The following is a 24,018-nucleotide window of genomic DNA, read 5'->3' on the forward strand; positions in this document are numbered from 1 at the left end:
GCGCCCCGCCCCGTGGGCGCTCCTCCGCGACACGTCTCACGGCCGGAGCGACGTCCGCGCCAGCGCTGCCTTGTCGATCTTTCCGACCGCGGTCAGCGGGAGGCCGGCCACCCGGACGACCTCGTCCGGGCTCTTGTATCCGGCCAGCCCGCGCTCCCGCAGGTGCGCGGCCACCTCCCGCACGCCGGGAGCCTCGCCGTCGCACACCACGAAGGCGACGGTCCGCTCGCCCCAGCGTTCGTCCGGCACGCCCACCAACGCCGCGGCCGTGATCGCCGGATGCGTGAGCAACTGCTCCTCCACCTCGACGGCGGCGACCTTCTCACCGCCGCGGTTGATCTGGTCCTTGATCCGGCCCACCACGACGAGGTGTCCGGTCGGCAGCCGGCGCACCACGTCGCCGGTCCGGTAGTAGCCGTCCGGGGTGAACGCCGTGCGGTTGTGCTCGTCGGCCCGGTAGTAACCGCGCAGCGTGTACGGGCCCCGGGTGAGCAGTTCGCCGGCCGTACCGTCCGGCACGGGCCGGCCGTCGGTGTCCACCACCAGGATCTCGTCGTCGGGGGATATCGGCCGGCCCTGGGTGGCGCAGACGAGGTCCTCGGGGTCGTCGAGGCGGGTGAGGTTGATCAGTCCCTCCGCCATGCCGAAGACCTGCTGCACGGTCGCCCCGAGCGCCGGACCGAGCTTGCGGGCGTGCTCCTCCGGCAGCCGCGCCCCGCCGACCTGCACCACCGAGAGGCTGCCGAGGTCCCACGAACCGGAGGCAGCCTCGTCCACCCAGTGGGTGACGAGCGGCGGGGTCAGCGAGGTCAGGGTCACGCCCTCCCGCTCGACGAGCGCGAACGCCGTCTGCGGGCTGGGATCCGGGGCGATCACGACGGTCCCCCCGGCCATGAGGGTGCCCAGCACACCGGGGCAGGCGAAGGTGAAGTTGAACCCGACCGGCAGCACCGCCAGGTAGACGGTCCGCTCGTCGAGGGCACAGACCCCGGCACAGGCACGGGCGTTGTAGGCGTAGTCGTCGTGCGTCCGCGGGATGAGCTTGGGCAGGCCGGTGGTGCCGCCGGACAGCAACAGAAGGGCGACGTCTGCGGAGTCCGCTCCGCCGTCGTCGGCTCCCGGCGCCGGCCGGGCGTCCGGCGCGGTACGGCCGGGCACGGACGGCGGGGCCGCCCGCAGTGCCTCGAACGGGACGAAGCCGCTCTCCGAACCGGGATCACCGACCACGACGACCGTCCGGAGCGAACCGCCCGGCCCCTGCTCCGCCCGTACCTCGCGCATCAGCTCCCGGTGGTCGAACCTGGCGTGCCGGTCGGGCACGACACAGGCCACCGCACCCGACACGCGCACCAGATGACCGATCTCCCGGCGCCGGTGGCCGGGCATGGCGTGCACCGGGACCGCCCCGAGGCGCTGCAGCCCGAACCAGACGAGGACGAACTCGGCGCAGTTGGGGAGCTGGACGACGACGCGGTCGCCCCGCTCGACACCGAGCCCCCGCAGTCCGTGGGCGACGCGGTCGGCCTCGGTGTCCAGATCCGCATAGGTCCACCGCCGGTCCCCGTCGACCAGGGCGGCACGGTCTCCACCGTCGGTGCCCGCTCGACGCAGGCGGGCACCGAAGGTGACCCCCTCCCAGTGGCCGACGGCCCGGTAGCGCGCCGACTCCGCGTTCGACCAGCCGTTCTGCTTCTCGGTCATGTGGTTCCGCCCTCTCTCCTTCGCTCCCGGGCCCTGGTGCCGCGGCCCGTTGTGTGACTACGATGTGAAGTCTAGAAATGATAATCATTTCAACCTAGAGTGGCGCTACGGCCCGGCGGACGAGAGTCCCGTTTCGGACGCCGGCCCTCAACTGGCCACCCCATCCGACCGGAAGGTCCCCTCAGTGAGCGATGAAGCAGCCGTCCAGGCGCGGACGGCGGAAGGCGACGGAACCCTTCACGCGCCGGCCACAGTGCGCGAAGCGGTCGCACGCGCACTGCGGACGGCGCCCCACGAGCTGGACGACGACCGGGATCTCTTCGAACTCGGTCTCGACTCACTGATGTTGATGTCCCTGGCCGGCACCTGGCGGCGCGAAGGCAGCACGGTCACCTTCCAGGACCTCACCCGCACCCCGACCCTGGCCGCCTGGACAGCCCTGCTGGGACGGGGAGAACCCGCCGAGGCAGCCGCCACCGCACCACCCGTGCCGCTCGACGCGGTGACGGGCGAAGGGCCGACGGAGACGTTCCCCCTGGCGGCGATGCAGCACGCCTACTGGATCGGCCGCCAGGACGGACAGCCCCTCGGTGGCGTCGCCGCGCACTTCTACGTCGAACTCGACGGCCACGACGTCGACCCCGTCCGGCTCGACACCGCCGTGCGTGCGCTCGTGCTGCGGCACGGCATGCTGAGGGCGGTCTTCGACGAGGAGGGACGGCAGCGCTTCGGCGCGCCGGGTGCTTCCCTCACCGTCCACGACCTGCGTGAGTACACCGCCGCCGACGCCGCGGCCGAGCTGGAGCTGCTGCGCGAGCGCAACACCCACGCCCGCCCCGACATCACCTCCGGCGACGTCTTCCGCGTGGCCCTCTGCCTGCTCCCCGACGGTGGGACCCGGTTGCAGATCGACCTGGACATGATGGCCGGTGACGCGCTGAGCCTGCGGGTCCTCCTGGCCGACCTGCGCCGCTTCTACGAGTCTCCCGACGAACCGCCCCGTGAACTCGCCCTCGACTACCGCCGGTACCTGGCGGAGCACGACGCCCGACGACGGGCGGAACGCGAGCGGCACGCGGCCTGGTGGCGGGAGCGGCTGCCGGGCCTGCCCCGCGCTCCGCGCCTGCCGACGACCGTCGACCCGCTGACGCCGGTGAGCGCCGACGACACCGTGCTCACCCACTCCCGCCGCCTGCACCACTGGCTGGGTCCCTCCGGCAAGGCGGCGCTGATCAACGCGGCGCGCCGGCACGGCATCACCCCCGCCGCAGCCCTCGCCACCGCCTTCGCCGAGGTCATCGCCACCTGGAGCGGCAGCCGGCGCTTCCTGCTCAACCTCCCGCTGTTCGACCGGGAGATGTTCACCCCGGACGTCGCGGGCCTGGTCGGCGACTTCAGCGGCTCGGTCCTGCTGGACGCGGACATGAGCGCGGCCCTTCCCTTCTCCCGGCAGGCCCGTGGCGTGCAGGAACGCCTCCAGGAAGGCATCTCCCACGGCGCCTACGGCGGGGTGGAGGTGCTGCGCGACCTCGCCCGCGCCGAGGGGGCCCCGGTGCTGGCCCCGGTTGTGTACACCAGTGCCATCGGACTGGGGGAGATCTTCGAGCAGGACGTGCAGAAGTCCTTCGGCCGCCCGTCCTGGATCATCTCCCAGGGCCCCCAGGTCTACCTGGACGCCCAGGTCACCGAACTCGACGGCGGCCTGCTCCTCAACTGGGACGTGCGCGACGGTGTGTTCGAGGCCGGTGTGCCGGACGCCGCGTTCGACGCCTACCGCCGCCTCGTCACCCGCCTGATCACGGACCCCGACGCGTGGGCCCGGCCGGTGGACGGCCTGCTCGCCCCCGACGTCCTGCCCCGGCGCGCGGTGGCGGCCCTGCCCCCCACGCCGGTCCCGGACCGCGCCCTGCACACCCGCTTCTTCCGGCTCGCCGAGACCGAGCCGGGCCGCACCGCGGTGGTCCGTACCACCGGCGACACCCTCACCTACCGCGAACTCGCCCACGCGGCCCGGCGGATCGCCGCGCTGCTGCACGCCCACGGCGTGCGGGAGGGCGACACCGTCGCCGTGACCCTGCCCAAGGGCGCCGACCAGATCACCGCGGTCCTCGGCATCCTGGCCGCGGGCGCGGCATACGCTCCCGTCGGCGTGGAACAGCCCGCCGTACGCCGGGAACGCATCCATTCCGTGGCCGGCGCGTCCGCCGTACTCACCGACCGGGACCACGCCCCCCTCTGCGCGGACGCCCCGGCCCCGGTGCTGCTCCTGGAGGACGCGACGGGGCTCCGGCCCGCACCGGTCGTGCGGCCCGACCCCGCCCTGCCCGCCTACGTGCTGTTCACGTCGGGCTCCACGGGACTGCCCAAGGGCGTCGAGATGTCGCACCGGGCGGTCGTCAACACCGTCGAGGCGATGGAGGAGCACCTCGGGCTAGGACCCGCCGACCGCACCCTCGCGATCTCCGCGCTCGACTTCGACCTGGCCGCGTGGGACATCTTCACCCCGCTGTCCCTCGGCGGCCGGGTGGTCACCGTCGGACAGGACCACCGCCGGGACGCCCACCACTGGGCGCGGCTGATCCGTGAGCACGGGGTGACGCTGGTGCAGTGCGTGCCCGCCCTGCTCGACCTGCTGATGGCCGCGGGCGAGGACGAGGGCCTCGGGGACTCCGTGCGCATGGTGCTGCTCGGCGGGGACTGGGTCGGGCTCGACCAGCCCCGCAGGCTCCGCGCGCTCGTGCCCGGCTGCCGCTTCGTGGCGCTCGGCGGCATGACGGAGGCCGCGGTCCACTCCACGGTGTTCGAGGTGCGCGAGACCGACCCGGCCTGGAAGTCCGTCCCCTACGGCGTCCCCCTGCGCAACATGCGGGCACGGGTCGTGGACGGACGGGGACGCGACTGCCCCGATCTCGTCCCCGGCGAGCTGTGGATCGGCGGCCCCGGTGTGGCCAACGGCTACCGTGCGGACCCCGGGCGCACGGCGGAACGCTTCGTCGAGTACGACGGCGAGCGCTGGTACCGCAGCGGCGATCTGGCCCGGTACCGGTCCGACGGAGTACTGGAGTTCCTCGGGCGCGCCGACCACCAGGTGAAGATCGGCGGCCACCGCATCGAACTGGGCGAGGTGGAGTCCGCGCTGGAGGACGACCCCGCGGTCCTGCACGCGGTCGCCACCGTCCTCGACACACCCGGACGGCACCTGGCCGCGGCCGTGTCCGCACGCGGCGAGGCACCCGGCCCGGACGAGGTCCGTCTCCGGGCGGCGCGACGACTTCCCGCCTACATGGTGCCCGAGCGCGTCCTCGTCCTGGCCGACCTGCCGCTGACCGCCAACGGCAAGCTCGACCGGACGGCGGTCCACCGGGCGCTGACCGAGGCCGCCGGGCAGGAGGGGCCGCGCGCGTCGGCGCCGGACGACCCGGTGGAGAGCGCCGTGGCGGCCGAGTGGGCCGAGCTCCTCGACGTGCCCGAAGTGGGCCGGGAGAGCAGCTTCTTCCTGCTGGGCGGCGACTCGCTCGTCGCGACCCGGATGATCGGCCGGCTGCGCGCCGCCGGATTCCCCGGCGCCCGCGTGGCCGACCTGTTCGCCCACCCCGTGCTCCGGCACTTCTGCGAGACCCTGCGCCCCACGGCGGCCACCGGAGCGGAGGCGTCGCCCGTCGCCGCGCCCGCTCTGGTGCCCGACCCGGACCACGCCCACGAGCCCTTCCCGCTCACGGACGTCCAGACCGCCTACCACACCGGTCGCGACCCCCGCTTCACGCTCGGCGGCGTCGGCACCTGGCACTACACGGAGTTCGACGGCACGGACGTCGACCTGGAGCGGCTGGAGCGTGCCTGGAACACCCTCGTCCGGCGGCACGGGATGCTCCGCGCGGTCGTGGAGGACGGGCACCAGCGTGTCCTGCCCGACGTGCCGCCGGTGCGCGTACCGGTGGAGGACGCCCGCCCCGGCGAAGCGGCCGAGGCGCTGGCCGGTCTGCGCGCCCGCCTGTCCCAGCAGGTCCGCGACCCCGCCCGGTGGCCGCTCTTCGCCCTCGAGGCGGTGCGCTACCGCGAGGACGGGGACGCCGGGAAGAGCGAGGACGGGGACGCCGGGAAGAGCGCCGACGAAGTACGGACCCGTATCGGCGTCGGCCTGGACTACCTCGTGCTCGACGCGCTCTCCATCACCACGCTCTACGCCGAACTGAACACGCTCTACGCCGACCCGGATCACGAACTGCCGCCCGTGGACGTGTCGTTCCGCGACTACCTGACCCGCCTCCCCGCCGACCCGGAGTCGACCGCCCTCGCCCGCGCCCACTGGCAGGCCCGCCTGTCCGAACTGCCGCCCCCGCCCGCCCTGCCCTTCGCCCGGGACCCGGCGGCACTCGACGCGCCCGTCTTCACGCGGCGCCGGCTGAGCCTGCCCGCCGAGGACTGGCGGGCGGTCAAGCGCGAGGCGGCACGGCACGGCCTGACCCCCTCCACCGTCCTGCTGGCCCTGTACGCGGAGGTCCTGGAGACCTGGAGCGGGACCGACGCCGTGACCGTCACCCTCACCCTCTTCAACCGGCGGGACGTCCACCCCCATGTCCAGCGGGTGCTGGGGGACTTCACGTCCCTGTCACTCGCGGGGCACCGGCGCGAAGGCACGTCCTGGCCGGCCGCGGCAGCCGCCCTCCAGCGGCGTCAGGCGGCGGACCTGGACCACGCGGACGTGCCGATCGACTGGCTGCTGCGGGAGTTCGGCCGCCGCACGGGCACGGTGGACGCCGCCGCCCCCGTGGTGTTCACCAGCGCCATCGGCGTCGGGGACGCGACGCTGGCCGGACCGGGCACCGGCTTCCCCGCGAAGGTCTGGGGCATCTCCCAGTCCCCGCAGGTCTGCCTGGACAACCAGGTCACCGAGGAGTCCGGAGACCTGGTCGTCACCTGGGACGCCGTCGACGAGCTCTTCCTCGAAGGGGTGCTGGACGCGATGTTCGGCGCCTACGAGCGGCTGCTGCGGTACGCCGTCGCCGGTGACTGGGACGCACCGCTGCCCGGCCTGCTGCCCGCCTCCCAGTACGAACGGCGGGCCGCGGCGGCACGCGAGGCCGCACTGGACCCGGTGACGCCGCGCCCCCTGCACCAGTCGTTCTTCACCCGCGCGACGGCCACCCCCGACCGCACCGCCCTGGTCACGACCGCGGGGGAGGAGACGACGTACGGAACACTCGCCGACCGGTCGCTGCGGACGGCTGCCGCGCTCGTGGACGCCGGCGTGCGGCCGGGAGACCTGGTCGCGGTCACCCTCCCCAAGGGACCGGAGCAGATCGCGGCGGTCCTCGGTGTGCTCGCGGCCGGTGCCGCCTATGTGCCGCTGAGCCTGGAACAGCCCGCCGCGCGGCTGGAACGGGTGCATGCCACCGCCGCCTTTCCCGTGGTCGTGGGCGACTGGCCCGCGTCGGGAGGAACGGCCCCTCGCGCCCTGTCCTTCGCGGACACGCAGGAGCACGAGCCGCTGCCCGCACCGTGGACGACGCCTCCCCGCTCCCTCGCCTACGTGATCTTCACTTCGGGTTCCACGGGGGAGCCCAAGGGCGTCGAGATCACCCACGCCGCCGCCTGGAACACGGTCGCGGACATCAACGCCCGGCACGGCATCCGCGGGGACGACCGCGTCTTCGCCCTGTCGGCACTGGACTTCGACCTCTCCGTGTACGACATCTTCGGCCCGCTCGCCGCGGGCGGCTCCCTCCTGCTGCCCACCGAGGACCAGCGGCGGGAACCGGCTCGCTGGCCCGGCCTGCTGGAGCGGTACGGCGTCACCGTGTGGAACACCGTCCCCGCCCTGCTCGACCTGCTGCTCGACGCCGACGAACAGGGCGGCGGGGAAGGCGGCCGGATCGCCGGGCTGCGGACCGCACTGGTCTCCGGCGACTGGATCGGCCTCGACCTGCCCGCCCGGCTGAGGGCCCGGACTGCGCGGCCCTGCGCCTTCGTCGCCATGGGCGGCGCCACCGAAGCCGCCATCTGGTCCAACACCCTCACCGTCACCGAACCGGACCCCCGCTGGGTCTCCATCCCCTACGGCCGCCCCCTGACCGGGCAGCACTACCGCGTGGTCGACGGGGACGGCCGGGACTGCCCCGACTGGACGCCCGGCGAACTGTGGATCGGCGGCGCGGGGCTGGCCCGCGGCTACCTGGCCGACCCGGCCCGCACCGCCGAGAAGTTCGTCGAACAGGACGGGCGCCGCTGGTACCGGACGGGTGACCTGGGCCGGTACCGGGGCGACGGACTGCTGGAGTTCCTCGGCCGGCTCGACAGCCAGCTGAAGATCGCCGGCCACCGGATCGAGGCCGGCGAGATCGAGGCCGCCCTGGAAGCACACCCGGCCGTGCTGCGGGCCGCCGTCGTGGCCGTGGGGGAGCGCACCGACAAGCGCCTGGCCGCCTTCGCGGTACCGCAGGACCCCACCGCGGGCACCGCACCGGCCCGGGAGCAGGCTCCCCACGGGCCGGTCGAGAACCCGGAGCTCACCGAGAGCCTCTTCGCCCTGCTGGCCGAACGGGTCCCCGTCTACGCCGTTCCGTCCCGCATCCGGCTCCTGTCCGCCCTGCCCCTCACGGCGAACGGAAAGGTCGACCGGGCGGCCCTGGCCGCTCTGGCGGGACCGGAGACGGTGTCCGAGGGAGCCGAGCCGCCACGCGGCCGGACCGAGGCGGCCCTCGCCGGACTCTGGAGCGAGTACCTGCCGCACTGGGTGCCCGACCGCAACGCCAACTTCTTCACCACCGGCGGCGACAGCCTCACCGCACTGCGCCTGCTGACCGCGATCGAGCGCCGCCTCGGGGCCGCCGTGCCCGTCCGCCGCTTCTTCGCCGCACCGACCGTCGCCGCGCTCGCCGCGGACGTCAACCGAACGCTCGCGGCCCACGAGACCGCCTACGAGACCGGAGAGCTGTGAACATCGCTGAACTGCTGGCCCGCTACGCCGACGACGGCGTGGTGCTGTGGGCCCAGGACGGACAACTGCGTTTCCGGGCCCCGCAGGGCCGGCTCACCGACGCGCACCGGGCCGAACTGCGCACGCACAAGGAAGCCCTCCTGCGCCACCTGGAGGCCGGGGAACCGGCCCTGCGCGCCGACCCGGACAACCGCCACGAACCGTTCCCGCTGACCGACATCCAGGCCGCCTACCTCATCGGCCGCACCGACGCCTACGCCTACGGCGGCGTCGGCTGCCACGCCTACGTCGAACTGGAATACCCGGACCTGGACGTCGACCGCGTCACCTCCGTGTGGCGGGGACTGGTCCAACGGCACGACATGCTCCGCGCCGTCGTCCACCCCGACGGCTACCAGCGGGTCCTGCCCGACGTGCCCGCCCTCGTGGTCGGCACCGACGACCTGACCGCACTCCCGGCCGCCACCGCCGAGGCGGAGGCGGAGCGCACCCGCACGCGCCTGGCCACCCGCGAGGCACCCACCGACCAGTGGCCGCTCTTCGACGTGCACGTGACCCGCACCGCCGAGCGGGCCGTGCTCCACCTCTCCTTCGACATGCTCGTCGTCGACCACGCCGGCCTGCGCATCCTGCTGGCCGAGTTCCAGCAGAGCTACGGAGGCGCCGCCCTCTCCGACGCCCCGCGGATCACCTTCCGCGACTACGTCCTGGCCCGCCGCGCCCTCGCCGACAGCGACGCGCACACCCGCGACCGCGCCTACTGGCACGGACGCCTCGACACCCTGCCACCCGCTCCCGAACTGCCCCTCGCCGAAGCCTGGGAAGGCGCGGTGAGCGATCCCGGAGAGCCGGACCGCACTCCGGCCCCCGACGGCCCGGTGACGTTCCGGCGGCTGGAGATCCTGCTGCCCGCGGCCGACCGGGACCGCCTCACCGAGCGGGCCGCGCGGCGGGGACTGACCGTGTCGACGGCCCTGCTCACCGCGTACGCCGAGACGGTCGGCGCCTGGTCGCGCACCAGCCGCTTCACGCTCAACGTGCCCACCGTCGACCGGCCCGACCTGCACGAGGACATCGGCCGCCTCGTCGGGGACTTCACCTCGCTCGAACTCCTCACCGTCGACCTCGACGCCCCGGCCACCTTCGCCGAACGGACCAGGGCGGTGGGAGAGCAGCTCCTCGAAGACCTGGCGCATCCCCTCTTCACCGGCTCCGAGGTGCTGGCCGAGCTCTCCCGCACGGCGGGCGCCCCGGTACTGATGCCGGTCGTCTTCACCAGCGCCCTGGGCACCGGCGCCACCTCCGAGGGCGTACCCCCCGAGGTGAGGTACGCGGTGACCCGGACGCCGCAGGTATGGCTCGACTGCCAGGTCATGCACCGCGGCGACACCCTGAGCCTGTCCTGGGACATTCGGGAGGGCGCGCTCGCCCACGGGGTGGCCGACGCCATGTTCGAGGCGTACACGGCACTCGTACGGTCGCTGGCGGCCGAGCCGGAAGCCGGCGACGCCGCCTGGGACGCCCCGGCCCGCATCACCCTGCCCGCGGCACAGGCGGTACGCCGACGCGCGGTCAACGCGACCGAGGGGCCCCTGCCGGACGCCCTGCTCCACGAACCCGTACTCGCCCAGGCACAGGCCACACCGGACGCGACCGCCGTCCGGGCCCCCGGACTCGCCCTCACCTACCGACAGCTCGTGGCCCGCGCGAGCGCTCTGGCCGAGGCCCTGACCGCAGCCGGGCTGCGTCCCGGGGAGCCCGTGGCGATCTGGGCGGACAAGGGCTGGGAACAGGTCGTCGCGGTCTTCGGCACCCTTATGGCGGGCGGCGCCTACCTGCCGGTCGACACCGCTCAGCCACCGGCCCGCCGGGACACGATCGTCGCGGACGCGGGCGTCCGCACGGTCCTCACCCAGTCCTGGCTCGCCGAACTCGACGACCTCCCGGAGAACGTCACAGCCGTCGCAGTCGACCTCCTCCCCGAGGACCCGGCGGCCACGCCGCACACGGGCGGAGCCCGGCGCGACCCCGACGACCTCGCCTACATCATCTACACCTCGGGCTCCACCGGTACGCCCAAGGGCGTGATGATCAGTCACCGCGCCGCTCTCAACACCGTCGAGGACATCAACCGCCGCCACGCCGTCACCGGACGCGACCGCGTCCTCGGCATCGCGGGCCTCGGCTTCGACCTGTCCGTCTACGACCTGTTCGGACCGCTCGCGGTGGGCGCCACCCTCGTCCTGCCCGCGGCCGACCGGCGCGGCGACCCCTCCCACTGGGCCGAGCTGGTCCGCGACCACGGGGTGACCGTCTGGAACTCGGTCCCCGGCCAGCTCCACATGCTGTGCGACTGGCTCCGCTCCGAGCCCCCTGCCGACGACGTCTCGCTGCGGCTCGCGCTGATATCCGGTGACTGGATACCGGTCGCCCTGCCCGACCAGGCCCGCGCACTCCTGCCGGGGCTGGAGATCATCTCGCTCGGCGGCGCCACCGAGGGCTCCATCTGGTCCATCGCCCACCCGATCGGCGACGTGGACACGGCCCGCCCGAGCATCCCGTACGGCAAGCCCCTGACCAACCAGACGTTCGCCGTGCTCGACCGGCACCTGCGGCCCCGCCCCGAATGGGTGCCGGGCGAGCTGTACATCGGCGGCGCCGGCGTCGCCCTCGGCTACTTCGGCGACGAGGAGCGCACGGCACAGCGGTTCCTCACCGACCCCGTCACCGGAGGACGGCTGTACCGCACGGGTGACCTCGGGCGGTACCTCCCCGACGGGACCATCGAGTTCCTGGGCCGCGAGGACGCCCAGGTCAAGATCCGCGGCTACCGGGTCGAACTCGCCGAGGTGGAGGCCGCCGTACAGGCCCACCCTGCGGTCGCGGCGGGCGCCGTGGTCGTCGACGACTCGGCGGCGGGGGGACGGCGCCTGGCCGCGTTCGTGGAGACGGCCCGCAAGGACGGTGGGACGACCGGTCCTTCCGGGGTGCCCCCCAGGGACGGCGACGAGTCCGTCGCGGCGGGACGGGCACAGGCGCGCAGGGCGGCGGCCGACGCCGTGAGCGAAGCCTCCGGGGCCGTCGACGCCGCGCGGCTCACCGACTTCCTGGCCGCCCTCGACGAGATGGCGATCGCCGAGATGACGCACGTCCTCGCCGCCTCCGGAGTGTTCGACGGGGGAGCGGCACGCACGGCGGAGGACGTGGGCACGGCCCTGCGCGCCACGCCACGTCACCGGCACATCGTGCGGCGCTGGCTGCGCGCCCTGGCCGCCCGCGACCGGCTCACCCACCGGGACCCGGACGGCACCTACACCGGCCTCGTCCCCGTCTCCGACACCGAGCGGGAGCGCCGCCGGCACCAAGCCGCGGCGCTGGAGCAGGAGATCGGCTGGAGCACGGAGCTGCTCACCGTCATGCACACCTGTGCCGAGCGGCTGCCCGAACTGGTCTCCGGCGAGACGGGCATCCAGGAGCTGCTCTTCCCCGGCGCCGCCACGGAGGCCGCGGACGCCGCCTACCGCGACAACCTCGCCATCCGGCATCTCAACCGCGCGGTGGTCGCCGCGCTGCGCGAGATCGCCGCCGGTCACACCGGCGAGGAGCGGCTGCGTGTCCTCGAAGTGGGCGGCGGTGTCGGCGGCACCACCGGCGAACTGGTGCCCGTCCTCGCCGAGTACGGCGTCGACTACCTGTTCACCGACGCCTCCGCGTTCTTCCTGAACGAGGCCCGCGAGCGCTTCGCCGACCACTCCTGGGTCCGCTACCAGCGCTTCGACGTCGACGAGGACCCCCGCGCCCAGCAGCTGTCGCCGAACACCTTCGACGTCGTGATCTGCGCCAACACGCTGCACGCCGCCGCCGACGCGGACGCCGCCGTGGGCCGGCTGCGGGAACTGCTGGTACCGGGCGGACAGCTCGTGTTCGTGGAGAACACCCGCGACGAGAACCTCCCGCTGCTCGTCTCCATGGAGTTCCTGGAGGTAGCCGGCCGGACCTGGACCGACGTGCGCGAGCACACCGGGCAGTCCTTCCTCACCCACGCCCAGTGGCGCGAACTCCTCGCCGCACACGGGGCGTCCGAGATCACCTCACTGCCCGACGCCCGCGACGCCCTGGCACTCACCGGCCAGGAAGTCTTCCTCGCCACGCTGAAGGACGACCGCTACCACGTCCCCGTGGGCGAGCTGGCCCGCACGGCGGCCACCCGGCTCCCGGAGTACATGCTCCCCTCGGTGTGGCAGGTCGTCGACACCCTGCCCCGCACGGCCAACGGCAAGACCGACCGCTCCCGGCTGCGGGCCTGGCTGCCCCGCGAGAGCGCCCCCGTCGTCGTGGACGAGCAGCCGAAGGACGAGCTGGAGAACAGCCTCGCCGAGCTGTGGACGGAACTCCTCGCGGTCGACCGCGTCACCCGCAACGACGACTTCTTCGACCTCGGCGGGGACTCGCTCCTCGTCGCACGCATGGTGGGCCGGCTGCGCGAACGCGTACCGCGGGCGGCCGACCTGGAGTGGGAGGTCGTCCTGCGCCACATGCTGCGCCGCCCCACGGTCGCCGGTCTCGCCGGATTCCTGCGCGGCCTGGCCGGTGCCGAGGACACGCCCGTGGCGGACGCCGTGCGCACGAACCCGGTGATCCACCTGCACGGCTCGCGCTCCGAGGACGAGCCGACGACCGTGCTGGTGCACGCGGGGACCGCGACGATCATGCCGTACCGGGCGCTGATCACCGAGATCAGACGCCGCTCACCGGGCCTCGCCGAGGTCGTCGGCGTCGAGGTCCCGGACCTGAACGGGTTCCTGGCCGCGCCGCCGGAGGGACTCATCGAGCAGATGGCGGCCGACTACGCACGGGCCCTGACGGCGGACGGCCGCAGCCGCTTCCACGTCGTCGGCTACTGCCTGGGCGGCCTGATCGCCACCGAAGTGGCCCGCAACCTGGCCGAGTCGGGGGCGGAGGTGGAGAGCCTCACCGTCATCAGCAGCCACAGCCCCCGCTTCCGGCTCGACGACGAACTCCTCGCCGAGTACTCGTTCGCCGTCATGATGGGCATCGACCCGGCCGACCTCGGCTTCCCGGACGACCAGTACCGGGTGGCCGCGGCGGCCGACGCCGTCCTGGCCGCCAGTCCCGGTGTGCTGCCGGACGGCGGACTCGCCGCGCTGCCCGAGGAGTTCGAGGACGTCGCGAGCCCGTTCCGGCACCTCGCCGGCGTGCCCCGGGCCACCCGTATCGCCCGGATGTGCGAGGCGGTGCCCGCCTCGGCCGGCACCTACGAGCCCGACCACATGACCCGGCTCTTCCTCGCCTTCCGGCAGAGCGTCTTCGCCATCACCCGTTACGACGCCGAGCCCTACGCGGGCGACATCACCTTCCTGCGCCACGACGGCGCCTACCCCTTCCCCGGCAGCAAGGACGCCGTCACCACCTACTGGGAGGAACTGACCTTGGGCGACCTGGACATCCTCGACATCGGCGGCGACCACTACAGCTGCCTGTCCGTCGAGCACGCGCCCGGGATCCTCAAGACCCTCGGCGAGCTGACCCGGGGGGCGATCACCCGATGACCAGGACCGTGATCGGGGTCCTGGGCGCCTCCGGGGCGGTCGGCCGGGCCGCCGTACGGGAGCTGCGCGCCCTCGGCCACACCGGGCTCCGCCTGGGCGGGCGGACCGAGTCCGCCCTGCGCGCGGTCGCCGAAGAGGACCCCGTCGGCCGCGACGGGACGGTCCGGGCCGACGCCACCGCACCGGACGGCCTGCGCGCCTTCACCGAGGGCTGCGACATCGTCCTCAACTGCGTCGGCCCCACCTACCGGCTCCGTGCCACGGTGGCCTCCGCGGCACTCGCCGCGGGCGCCCACTGCGTCGACGTGGCCGGGGACGACCCGGCCGCCGAGGACCTCCTCGCGGACGGCGACCCCGCCCGCGACGGCCGCGCCGTCGTCCTTTCGGCGGGAGCGCTGCCCGGACTGTCGAGCCTGCTGCCGCGCTGGCTGGCCGGGCGGGGACTGGACGACGCCACCGCACTGACCGCGTACTGCGGTGGCCTGGAAACCTGTTCGCCGACGGTGGCGCACGACCTCATGCTGTCCCTCACCTCCGGCGGCGCGGACGGAGCGGCCTACGGCGAGGCGCTGGCGGCCGTCCGCGGCGGGCGCCGTGTGCCGCGCGTCCTGCGCACGGCCGAGGACACGGAACACGAGGCGTTCCCCGGACGGGTCGCGGTGCAGCCCTATCTCAGCGGGGAGAGCGAACGCCTCGCCACCGTCCTGGGCCTGGACCGCCTCGACTGGTACAACGTGCACCCCGGCCCCGCCGTACGCGCGCTGCTCAACCTCCTGCCCGGACGGCTCGCGGCCGGTGACGACCCGGACCGGCTCGCGGAGCGGCTGATCCTCGCCGCCGATCTCGACCTGGCCGGACGCAAGCCCTACTACGTCATGGACTTCGCACTGGCGGGCACGGCGTCGGGCCGGCCGGCGACCGCGGGAGCGACCCTGCGCGCGGCCAGCAGCTACCGCCTCACGGCGGCCGTGGGCGCGCTCGCGGTGGACGCGGTACTGCGGGGCGGCATCCCGGCGGGCGTGCACTTCGCCTGCGACGTGCTGGACCCGGACACCGTGGTCGGGCACCTGCGGTCGCACGGGGCGGCCGACCTCCGGCTCACCGGCGCGGCGGCCGACGCCGACCAGGTGGAAGAAGGTGTGCTGTGAGCGCGTCGTCGCCGCTGCGCGTACTGGTCTGCGGCACCAACTTCGGCCGCTTCTACGCCGAGGCCGTACGCCGGCGCCCCGGCTACACCCTGGCCGGCATTCTGAGCCGGGGCTCGGCAGCCTCCCGTGCGTACGCCCAGAGCCTCGGCGTCCCGTTCCTCACGGACGTCGACGACCTCCCGGCGGACATCGACGCCGCCTGCGTCGCGGTGAGTTCGTCCATATCGGGCGGCGGGGGAACCGACCTGGCCCGGGCGCTCATGGACCGGGGCATCCACGTCCTCCAGGAACACCCCGTCCACCTCACCGAGTTGACGGCCAACCTCAGACACGCCCGCGAGCGGGGAGTGCAGTACCGCCTCAACACCCATTACCCGCACGTCGCCCCCGTCCGCGCCTTCGTCGAGGCGGCCCGTCGGCTCGTCGCACAACAGCGGCCGCTGTTCGTGGACGCCGCCACTCCCGTCCACCTGATGCACCCCCTGGTGGACATCCTCGGCCGGGCGACGGGCACGCTGCGGCCCTGGCGGTTCGCGGACCCGGCGCCACTGCCCGCCGAGATCGGGCCGCAGCCGTTCCGCTCCCTGCACGGCGTGTTCGCCGGCGTGCCCCTCACCCTGCGGGTGCACCACCAGCTCGACCCCGCCGACCGGGACAACCACGCCCTGCACTGGCACCGGATCTCCCTGGGAACCGAGGGCGGTGTGCTCACCCTGGCCGACACCCACGGCCCCGTGCTGTGGAGCCCCCGGCTGCACATCGGGCGGGACGCGGACCGGCGGTTCGTCCTGGACGGTCCGGGCACCGGCCGGCTCGGGCTCGGGACCACGGCCGTGGTCGGCACCACGGGGTCCTTCCGTACGGTCTTCTCCGATCTGTGGCCCGAAGCGATCGGTGCGGCCCTCGACGGACTCCGCGAGGCGGTCGCGCAGGGCGGCGACGCCTTGCGCGCGGGCCAGTACGACCTGGCGGTGTGCCGCATCTGGACCGACCTCGCCGCCCGGCTGGGACCACCCGAGATCGTCCGGCCGGCCGCGCCCCGGCCCCTGGCGGTCAGAGACGTCTTCCCCGCCCCGGAGGGATTCCCGCACGAGACGACGTCCCGTCCGGGACCGGCCTCCCCGCCTGGCGGCCGGGCGGCCCCCACCGGGGAGCCGGACGGCCCCTCACCGCGGACCGCCCCGCCCCGCCCGGCGGACGCCGCCGCCTACTCTCCGTCGGCGGAGTTCTTCGACCTCGTCGCCGCCGAGCACACCGCGACCTCCAGCGCCCCCGCGATCGCCGCCCTCCTCGCCGACGCCGACCTGAGCACCGGTCCGGTCGTCGACATCGGCGCGGGCACCGGTCTGGTGACCGAGGCCGTCGCCCGGGCCCGGCCGGACGCGGAGATCATCGCCTGCGAACCGTCGGTCGGCATGCGCGCCGTGCTGACCAGCCGGGTCTTCAGCGACGAGGACCTGCGTGCCCGGGTGACCGTCACCGCGGACTCCGCCCCGGACCTGGAACTCCCGGACCGGATCGGCGTCGTTCTGCTCTGCGGGGTCCTCGGCCACCTCGACGCCGGAGAACGGGCCCGGCTGTGGCGGCGGTTGACCCGGCGGCTGGCTCCCGGCGGGCTCGTGGTCGTCGAACTCATGCAGTTCGAGCGTTCGTTGACCCTTCCCGAGACCCGGCTCGCCACCGCCGTAGCCGGACACCACCGCTACGAGTGGTCGTTCGGCGGAGCACCGGACGAGACGGAGGCCGCGGTGATGCGCCTGCACTCCACCTGGCGGGTCTACCGGGACGGCGCCGCCCGACCGGAACGCGAGGTGCGCGACTCCTACCGCTGGGCGCCCTTCGGGCTGAAGGACGTGGCGACCGAGTCCGGCCTGACGGCACGTGCCCTGCCCACCCGCCCCGGAGCACCCCCGCTGGCCGTGCTCACCCGGGCACCGGGCAGCCCCGGCCCGGCCGACCGACCGCAACTGCCGCACGCGCGGCCCTCGCCCGACGGCCCGGACGCCTCGCACACCGCCCCTCCACTCGTCTCCTCCTCCACCGACGGCTAGGACACCCCATGAACAGCCCAGAGACCTCCACGGCGTCCCACGCCCCCGGCCCCCTCGGCACGGATACCGCGCCGGAACCCGCCGCCCCGCCCCGGGACTTCCCGGTCCAGCGCGGCTGCCCCTTCGCCGCGCCCGCCGAGTACGCCGCCCTGCGCACCCACGACCCGGTCGCCCGTGTCACCCTGCCCACCAAGAAGGAAGCCTGGGTGGTCACCCGTTACGACGACGTACGCGAACTGCTCTCCGACCCCCGTGTCAGCGCCGACATCCGACGCCCCGGCTTTCCCGCCCTCGGCGAGGGCGAACAGGAGGCCGGGGCCAGGTTCCGTCCCTTCATCCGCACCGACGCCCCCGAGCACACCAAGTACCGGCGGATGCTCCTGCCGGTGTTCACGGTGCGCCGGGTCCGGGCGATGCGCCCCGCCGTACAGGCACGCGTGGACGAGATCCTGGACGACATGCTCGCCGCCGGCGGCCCCGCGGACCTCGTCCCCGCCTACGCCAACGCCGTCTCCACCTCGGTGATCTGCGAACTGCTCGGTGTCCCCCGCGAGAACCTGGAGTACTTCCGGGACGTCACCCGGATCTCCGGCTCCCGCAACAGCACCGCCGAGCAGGTCTCCGAAGCCCTCGGCGGCCTCTTCGGCCTGCTCGCCGAACTGGTCGGCAAGCGGCGGGAGGAGCCCCGCGACGACCTGATCTCCAAGCTCGTCACCGAGCAGCTCGTCCCCGGCCACGTGACCACGGACCAGCTGCTGTCCACCCTCGGCATCACCATCAACGCCGGCCGCGAGACCACGACCAGCATGATCGCCCTGAGCACGCTGCTCCTCCTGGACCGGCCGGAGCTCATGGGGGAACTGCGCCGCGACCCCTCCCTGATGCCCGCCGCCGTCGACGAACTCCTGCGCGTCCTGTCCGTCGCCGACTCCATTCCCCTGCGCGTGGCCGCCGAGGACATCGACCTGTCCGGCCGGACGATCCCCGCCGACGACGGCGTCATCGCCCTCCTGGCCGGGGCCAACCACGATCCCGAGCAGTTCGAGGAGCCGGAGCGGGTCGACTTCCACCGCACCGACAACCACCACGTCGCGTTCGGCTACGGCGTCCACCAGTGCGTCGGACAGCACCTGGCCCGGCTGGAGCTGGAGGTCGCCCTGGAGACCCTCATCCGGCGCGTCCCCACCCTCCGGCTCGCCGGGGACCGGGACGACGTCGTCGTCAAGCACGACTCGGCCACCTTCGGCCTCGAGGAACTGAGGGTGACCTGGTGACCGTCCCGCAGAAGGCGTCCAGGCCCTCCCCCCGCGCGGCCCGGGCCGACAGCCCCTGGATCAGGCGGTGGAGCGGCGGGTCCGCCCCCCGGTACACGCTCGTCTGCCTGCCCCACGCGGGCGGCACCGCGGGCTTCTACCGGTCCTGGGCGGCGCTGACGCCCCCCGAGGTGGAACTCCTCGCCATCCAGTACCCCGGCCGCGAGGACCGCTTCGAGGACCCCGAGGCGGCTGACATGCGCGAGCTGGTGAGCGCGGTGGCGGACGCCCTCGGACCGCTGCTCGACCGGCCGTACGCCCTCTTCGGGCACAGCATGGGATCCGCCGTCGCCTGGGAGCTGGCCCACGAGCTCACCGGCCGCGGAGTCCCCGGCCCACGCCGGCTGTTCGCGTCCGGCCGGGCCGCCCCCGGCACCGCCGTGACCGGAGACCTGCACCGCCAGAACGACGAGACGCTGAGCGCCGAACTGGCCCGCCTCGGCGGCACCGACCGAGAGGTCCTGGACGACCCCGGGCTGCGGTCCCTGGTGCTCAGGGCCGTACGCCACGACTACCGGATCATCGAGACCCACCGGCCGGCGGACCGGCCGCCACTGTCCTGCCCCCTGCACGTCCTGACCGGCAGCGCGGACCCCGAACTCGGCGAGGAACGCAGCCGCGACCGGGCAGGCGGCTGGGCGGACCTCACCACCGCCCGCACCGAGGTACGGGTCTTCCCCGGCGACCACTTCTACCTCACGCCCCGGCGCCGCGAGGTCGTCGCCGCCGTCCTGCGCAGGCTGGACCCCTCGCTGACCACCGGCGGCGCACACACCTGGCCGAGCACCCCGTGAACCGTGACCACGCGGCGGGCCCGGCCCCGTGCCGCACGCCCACCCGCACCCGACCCGCCACGCCCGCCCCCACCCGGAGCACGTCGTGATCGACTACTACTCGACCTCGGCCGAGTTCTACGAGCTGGTGGCCACCCGGCACACCGCCAGCAGCGGCCCCCCGCTGACCCGCGTCCTCACCGGACTGGACGTGTCCCACGGGCCCGTGCTGGAAATCGGCGCGGGCACCGGCCGCGTCACCGAGGTGATCGCCTCCGCCCTGCCCGGGGCGGAGATCCTCGCGGCCGAGCCGTCGGCCACCATGCGCGCCATGCTCACCTCCCGGGTCGCCCGCGACCCGGATCTGCGCCGGCGCGTGACCGTCGTCGACGGGGCCGCCCAGGACCTCGTCCTGCCCGAACGGCTCTCCGCCGTCGTCATCTTCGGCGTGGCCGGCCATCTCACCGCCCCCGAACGCGTCGCCCTGTGGAAACGGCTCGCGGACCGCCTTCCGGACGGCGCGCCCATCGTCGTCGAGCTGATGGGGGTGTCCTCGCCCCGCGTCATCCCACCCGTGATGTCCCTCAGGGAGACCATCGGGCGCCAGACGTACGAGTGGTGGATCGGCGGAGAACCCACCGAGGGCGACGCCATGCGCTTCACCACCACCTGGAAGGTGCTGCGCGACGGCCGCACCGTGCGCGAGGTCTGTGACACCTACGACTGGCACACCTTCGACGTCGCCCGGCTGGCCCGCGAGGCCGGTATGACCAGCCGCCGCATCACCGAGGCGGGCGGCAGGCCCATCCCCGAAATCGGAGTACTCGTCAAGTGAAGTCACAACCGCCCGAGCCCGGCCCGGACCCGGCAGCCCCGGACACCGCCGCCGGCGGCACCGGCACCCGCGTCACCCCGCCGCCGCTGCGCGCACTCGCCGAACCCGTCCGCGGGCGACTGGCGATCGCCGTCGGCCTCCAAGCCGTGGCCGCCCTCGCCGGAGTGGTCCCCTTCATCGCCGTCTCCCGCATCGCCGAGCGGCTCACCGGCGAGTCCCCGGCCGACGGCGACGCCCTGTGGCCGCTGGTGGTGCTGGCCTGCTCGTCGGGCCTCGTCGCCCTGGTGTGCGGCACGGCGGCCGGTGCCCTCGCCCACATCGCCGACAACGACCTCCAGCTCGCCCTCCGCCGGCGGCTCGCCCGGCACATCGGGCGGCTGCCGCTCGGCCGGCTCACCGACCGGGGCACCGGCGAGGTCAAACAGGCGGTGCAGGAGGACGTGAGCGCGCTGCACACACTGTTCGCCCACACGCTGCTCGACGTCGTGGCGGTTCTCACCGCCCCCGTCCTGGCACTGGCCTACCTGCTCACGGTCGACTGGCCTCTCGCCCTCGTCAGCGTGGTGCCCCTGCTGCTGGGCGTGTTCCTGTTCAGCCGGGCCATGACCGGCGCGGCGGCCCAGATGGCCGAGTTCGGCGCCGCGGTGGGCCGGATCTCCGTCGCCGCCGTGGAGTTCGCCTCCGGCATCGCCGTGTTCAAGAGCTTCGGACGCGGGCACAGGGCCCACGAGCGTTTCGTCCGCGCGACCGAGGGCTTCGCCGGCTTCTTCTCCGGCTGGGTCCGCTCCACCCTGGTCAGCTCCACCGCCGCGATCCTGGTCGTCGCACCGGCCGTGGTCCTGCTGCTCCTGTCCGCGCTGGGCGCCCTGTTCGTCACCCGGGACTGGATGACCGGCGCCGAACTCGTCCCCTTCCTGCTGCTCGGCCCCGCCGTCGCCGCCCCCATGGGGGTCGTGGGTCCCCGCATCCAGCAGATCCGGGCCGGTCAGGCCGCCGCCGTACGCATCACGGAGCTGCTGCACGCCCCCACCCTCCCCGAGCCCACCGACCCCGCCGTGCCCGACGGCCACCACATCTCGATGCGCGGGGTGTCCTTCACCTACGACGGTCGGACCGACGTCCTCAGCGGTGTCGACCTCGACCTCGCCCCCGGCACGGTCACCGCACTGGTGGGGCCGTCCGGTTCCGGCAAGTCCACCCTGGCGTCACTGCTGCCCCGCTTCCACGACGTCACGGCCGGCACGGTGACCCTCGGCGGCGTCGACCTCCGCGACATCCCCGCGACCGAGCTGTACCGCCGGGTCGGCTTCGTCCTCCAGGACGTACGGCTGCTGCGGGCGAGCGTCGCCGACAACATCCGCCTGGGCCGCCCCGACGCCACCGACGAGGAGGTCGAGCGGTGCGCCCGCGCCGCCCGCGTACACGAGCGGATCACGGAGCTGCCCGACGGCTACGCGACCGAACTCGGCCGGACCGTCACCCTCTCCGGCGGTGAGGCACAACGCCTGTCCATCGCAAGGGCGTTGCTCGCCGACGCCCCCGTCCTCGTCCTCGACGAGGCGACCGCGTACGCCGACCCGCACTCCGAGGCACTGATCCAGGACGCGCTGTCCGCGCTCGCGGCCGGCCGCACCCTCCTCGTCATCGCCCACCGCCTGTCGACCGTCCGCTCCGCCGACCGGATCGTGGTCCTGGAGGACGGACGCGTCACCGAACAGGGCGGGCACGACGACCTGCTGGCCGCCCGGGGGCGCTACGCCGCGCTCTGGGAGGCCCAGCACACCGCGGGCCCGTTCGAGAGCGACGGCACACCGCACCACCGGCCCGCGACGACGGGGACCGGCCGCGCGGCGGACGACATCCGAGAAGGAAGTGCACGATGATCCGTCAGCTCTACCGCGTCCTGGGACCCGAAGGCTCCCGTCCACTGAATCGGCTGCTGATCCTCCAGTCGGGCGCGGCCGTCCTCCAGGGCGTCGCCTTCGCCCTCCTCGTGCCCGTCCTCGAGACCCTGCTCGGCACGGACCCCGACGACGTGTGGCCCTGGTTGTCGGCGTTCGCCGGCTGCGTACTCGCCTACGCGGTGCTCCAGGGTGCCGCCCTGAGCGGCGGGTTCACCGTCGGCTCCACGCTCTCCCGGGTGCTGCACCGCCGACTGGCCGACCAGGCGCTGCGGCTGCCGCTGGGGTGGTTCACCGCCGGCCGCACCGCCGAGTTCAGCAGGCTGGCCGGCCAGAACGTCATCCAGGTGATGAGCACACCGGCCCACCTGCTGCGCCCGTTCATCACCTCCCTCCTCACCCCGGCGACGCTGGTCGTCGCCACCTTCTTCCTCGACGTCCGCACTGCGTTGGTGCTCCTGGTCTGCGCGCCCGTGCTGTTCGCCGTCCAGCAGGGCAGCGGTGCGCTGATGCGCCGACTCGACCTCGGCCGCGACGCCGCGATCGGTGAGTCCGCCGACCGGGTGCTGGAGTACACCCGCAACCAGCCGGTCCTGCGGGCGTTCGGCCGGACCGCGGAGGGGTACGGAGCACTGGACGACGCCCTGGTGGCCGAGGCGCGCGCCGACCGGCGCCTCATCGCGCGCGGCCTGCCCGGCCTGGTCTCCTTCACCTTCGCCACCCGGCTCGTGTTCGCCCTGCTGCTCGCACTCGGGGTGTCCTGGCAGCTCGACGGGTCACTGACGGTGCCCACCCTCCTGGCGCTGCTGGTCCTGCTGGTCCGCCTCATCGACAGCGTGTCGTCCGCCGCCGAGGCCGGCGCGGGCCTGCGCATCGCCCGCAACACCCTGGAACGGCTCGGCGCTGTCCTGGACGAACCGCCGTTCCCGCGGCCCGCCGAGCCGAAGACCCCCCGCGACGCGAGCGTGGAGCTCACCGGGGTCGGCTTCCGCTACGACGACGGGACGGCCGACGGCGATGCGGCACGCCCGGTCCTCGACGGCGTGACCTTCCGCCTGCCCGAGCGCAGCATGACCGCCCTCGTGGGGCCCTCCGGCGCCGGCAAGTCCACGGTCGCCGCACTGATCGCCCGCTTCCGGGACACCACGGAGGGCACCGTCCGCATCGGCGGGGTCGACGTGCGCGAGATCGCGGCCGACGACCTGGCCGCCCACGTCTCCCTCGTCTTCCAGGACGTCTACCTCTTCGACGGAAGCATCGAGGACAACGTCAGGATCGCGGCGCCGGACGCCGCCCCGGACGAACTCGCCTCGGCCGCGGCCCTGTCCGGGCTCGACCGGGTGATCGCGGAGCTGCCCGACGGCTGGGACACCAGAGTGGGGGAGGCAGGCGCACGGCTGTCCGGCGGACAGCGTCAGCGCGTGTCCATCGCCCGCGCACTGCTGAAGGACGCCCCGATCCTCGTCCTCGACGAGGCCACCGCCGCACTCGACCAGGAGAACGAGGCGCTCTTCGCCGAGGCCGTGCGCACCCTGGCCGACCGCAAGACGCTGCTGGTCATCGCGCACCGGCTGAGCACCGTCGTGCACGCGGACCAGATCCTGGTCCTGGAGGGCGGCGGGATCACCGAGCGAGGCACGCACGACGACCTGGTCACGGCGGGCGGAACCTACGCGTCCTTCTGGCAGCGGCGGGCACGGGCCCACGGCTGGCGGCTGGAGGCGGCACGGACATGACCCCCCACCCCGTACCAGCGAACCACCGGACACCGCAGCAGCGTCAGAGGGAA

Annotated in this window: 10 protein-coding genes; 9 read left to right on the forward strand and 1 reads right to left on the reverse strand. The window is 74.0% G+C overall.

Annotated features, from left to right (window positions below):
- Nucleotides 1-36: 36 nt before the first annotated feature.
- On the reverse strand, nucleotides 37-1,701 hold the full coding sequence (locus Sco07f_RS09300) for a (2,3-dihydroxybenzoyl)adenylate synthase (protein ID WP_108987520.1): 1,665 nt from the start codon (nucleotides 1,699-1,701) through the stop codon (nucleotides 37-39).
- Nucleotides 1,702-1,885: 184 nt separating this feature from the next.
- Here Sco07f_RS09300 and Sco07f_RS09305 point away from each other — a divergent pair, with 184 nt between their 5' ends.
- From Sco07f_RS09305 to Sco07f_RS09345, 9 genes are all read left to right on the forward strand, one after another.
- Nucleotides 1,886-8,638, forward strand: coding sequence for a non-ribosomal peptide synthetase (locus Sco07f_RS09305; RefSeq protein ID WP_108987521.1), 6,753 nt, complete (start codon nucleotides 1,886-1,888; stop codon nucleotides 8,636-8,638).
- A complete protein-coding gene (locus tag Sco07f_RS09310) occupies nucleotides 8,635-14,208 on the forward strand; it encodes a non-ribosomal peptide synthetase (RefSeq protein ID WP_108987522.1) in 5,574 nt (1,857 codons plus the stop codon). The genes Sco07f_RS09305 and Sco07f_RS09310 overlap by 4 nt, the downstream gene beginning before the upstream one ends.
- Nucleotides 14,205-15,356 carry a saccharopine dehydrogenase NADP-binding domain-containing protein gene (locus Sco07f_RS09315; protein ID WP_108987523.1) on the forward strand — a complete coding sequence of 384 codons (1,152 nt, stop codon included), beginning with the start codon at nucleotides 14,205-14,207 and terminating at the stop codon, nucleotides 15,354-15,356. Before Sco07f_RS09310 ends, Sco07f_RS09315 begins: the two co-directional genes overlap by 4 nt.
- Nucleotides 15,353-17,407, forward strand: coding sequence for a Gfo/Idh/MocA family oxidoreductase (locus Sco07f_RS09320; RefSeq protein ID WP_108987524.1), 2,055 nt, complete (start codon nucleotides 15,353-15,355; stop codon nucleotides 17,405-17,407). Before Sco07f_RS09315 ends, Sco07f_RS09320 begins: the two co-directional genes overlap by 4 nt.
- Before the next feature lie 8 nt (nucleotides 17,408-17,415).
- Nucleotides 17,416-18,681, forward strand: coding sequence for a cytochrome P450 (locus Sco07f_RS09325; protein WP_108987525.1), 1,266 nt, complete (start codon nucleotides 17,416-17,418; stop codon nucleotides 18,679-18,681).
- Nucleotides 18,678-19,514: a thioesterase II family protein gene (locus Sco07f_RS09330; protein ID WP_108987526.1), complete on the forward strand. Its 837-nt coding sequence runs from the start codon at nucleotides 18,678-18,680 to the stop codon at nucleotides 19,512-19,514. Before Sco07f_RS09325 ends, Sco07f_RS09330 begins: the two co-directional genes overlap by 4 nt.
- A gap of 85 nt (nucleotides 19,515-19,599) precedes the next feature.
- Nucleotides 19,600-20,328, forward strand: coding sequence for a class I SAM-dependent methyltransferase (locus tag Sco07f_RS09335; protein WP_042821867.1), 729 nt, complete (start codon nucleotides 19,600-19,602; stop codon nucleotides 20,326-20,328).
- Nucleotides 20,325-22,211: an ABC transporter ATP-binding protein gene (locus Sco07f_RS09340; protein WP_108987527.1), complete on the forward strand. Its 1,887-nt coding sequence runs from the start codon at nucleotides 20,325-20,327 to the stop codon at nucleotides 22,209-22,211. The genes Sco07f_RS09335 and Sco07f_RS09340 overlap by 4 nt, the downstream gene beginning before the upstream one ends.
- The gene (locus tag Sco07f_RS09345; protein ID WP_108987528.1) at nucleotides 22,208-23,965 is read left to right on the forward strand and encodes an ABC transporter ATP-binding protein; all 1,758 of its coding nucleotides are present in this window, start codon (nucleotides 22,208-22,210) and stop codon (nucleotides 23,963-23,965) included. The genes Sco07f_RS09340 and Sco07f_RS09345 overlap by 4 nt, the downstream gene beginning before the upstream one ends.
- Nucleotides 23,966-24,018: the final 53 nt, after the last annotated feature.

The sequence above is a fragment of the Streptomyces coelicoflavus genome (assembly GCF_003112555.1).
In the GTDB taxonomy this organism is placed as follows: Bacteria; Actinomycetota; Actinomycetes; order Streptomycetales; family Streptomycetaceae; genus Streptomyces; species Streptomyces coelicoflavus.